This is a genomic window from Thioalkalivibrio sp. AKL6, assembly GCF_000376905.1.
GTDB classification, from domain to species: Bacteria; Pseudomonadota; Gammaproteobacteria; order Ectothiorhodospirales; family Ectothiorhodospiraceae; genus Thioalkalivibrio; species Thioalkalivibrio versutus.
In genome coordinates this window covers 1-1,121 of sequence record NZ_AQXS01000001.1, presented here as the reverse complement: position 1 = coordinate 1,121, position 1,121 = coordinate 1, and the positions used below count along the sequence as shown (strand labels likewise).

The 1,121-nt window shown below is 61.3% G+C and carries 2 protein-coding genes and 1 pseudogene; 1 reads left to right on the top strand and 2 read right to left on the bottom strand.

The annotated features are described in order from the left end of the window. Positions 1 to 301: 301 nt before the first annotated feature. Entirely contained in the window at positions 302 to 586 is a 285-nt protein-coding gene (nadS, locus tag D575_RS0100015; RefSeq protein WP_018143862.1) for a NadS family protein, read from the bottom strand. Continuing rightward, entirely contained in the window at positions 586 to 921 is a 336-nt protein-coding gene (locus D575_RS0100010; protein WP_018143861.1) for a type II toxin-antitoxin system RelE/ParE family toxin, read from the bottom strand. The genes nadS and D575_RS0100010 overlap by 1 nt, the downstream gene beginning before the upstream one ends. Before the next feature lie 56 nt (positions 922 to 977). On the opposite strand from D575_RS0100010, the pseudogene D575_RS13560 reads away from it, so the two are divergent. Further along, positions 978 to 1,121 (top strand): annotated as a pseudogene (locus D575_RS13560) (sugar transferase); the annotation flags it as partial.

Here is a 1,121-nt window from a genome sequence, read left to right as displayed (position 1 = left end):
TCCGGCGTGGGAGATCCCGGCTCTTCGCTGCGCTACGGCCGGGATGACGAGGTGGGGTGGTGCTGCGGCCGGGATGACGTTGTAGTGGTGGCGCTGCGGCCGCGATGATGGATCGGGTGCGGGGGTGGCTCGTGGAGATCGCCGCGTCGCTTCGCTCCTCGCGATGACGGGGGAGGCGCTTGCGTTCGCCGTGTGGTGGGCGTCGGAGTGAGACTCGAAACCTAGAGGCGTTACGCCACTACGCGGGCGAGGGTGGGCTTTGTGCGTTGAGAGGTTGGGCGAAGGGGTCGCGTCGCTCGGGTCAGTGCGAGGCGAGTTCGGCGAAGTAGCTCGGGTTGGTCTGGATCGTTGCCAGTACCTTGGCTGCCAACCCGGTGGGGTTGCGCCGTTTGGCTTCCCAGCTTTTGATGGTGTCGACGCTCGTTCCCATGGCTTTGGCAAATTCCGCCTGGGAAACGTGCAAGCTGGCCCGAATCGCCTTCACGTCCGCCACTTCGTGGCGGGTAACGCGGCTAGCCTTTGCCTTGCCCTGTTTGATATCGACTGCTTCCTGCAGTGATGTCTGGAGTTCGTCGTAGATATTCATCAGGAGGCTTCCTCCCTCAATTGGTCGGTGAGTATTTTTAATGTAGCCCTTTCGGCAGGCGTCAGGTTCTCTTTCGCGCTCTTGGGGTAGGCCAGTATCAGATAGATGGTCTCTGCGCTGGCCAGGAAGTAGATGACGCGAGCGCCGCCACGCTTTCCGTGATGGCCTAACCCCATACGGATCTTGCGCAGCCCACCCGTTCCCTGCATCACGTCGCCTTTATCGGGTTGGGCGATGAGCACGCGCTGGAGTTCTTTCAGTTCATCATCTGTGGCGATCGCCTGGAATTGTCGGGTGAAGGTTGGGGTCTCAATGAATTCAATGGCATGGCTCACTTGAGGCATATCCTTATGCCGGTTCTCGCTAGTGTACAGGGTACTCGTGGGCCCACTTCCAGCGCAAGACGAAGCTGGATCAGCTGCCGCAGTTGTGGAATGTGTTGAAGGGCGAGATGAGCCTGGTGGGGCCGCGGCCGGGGCTGTTCAACCAGGAAGAGCTGCTGCAGGAGAGGGCGGCGCGCGGCGTGCTGGATGCG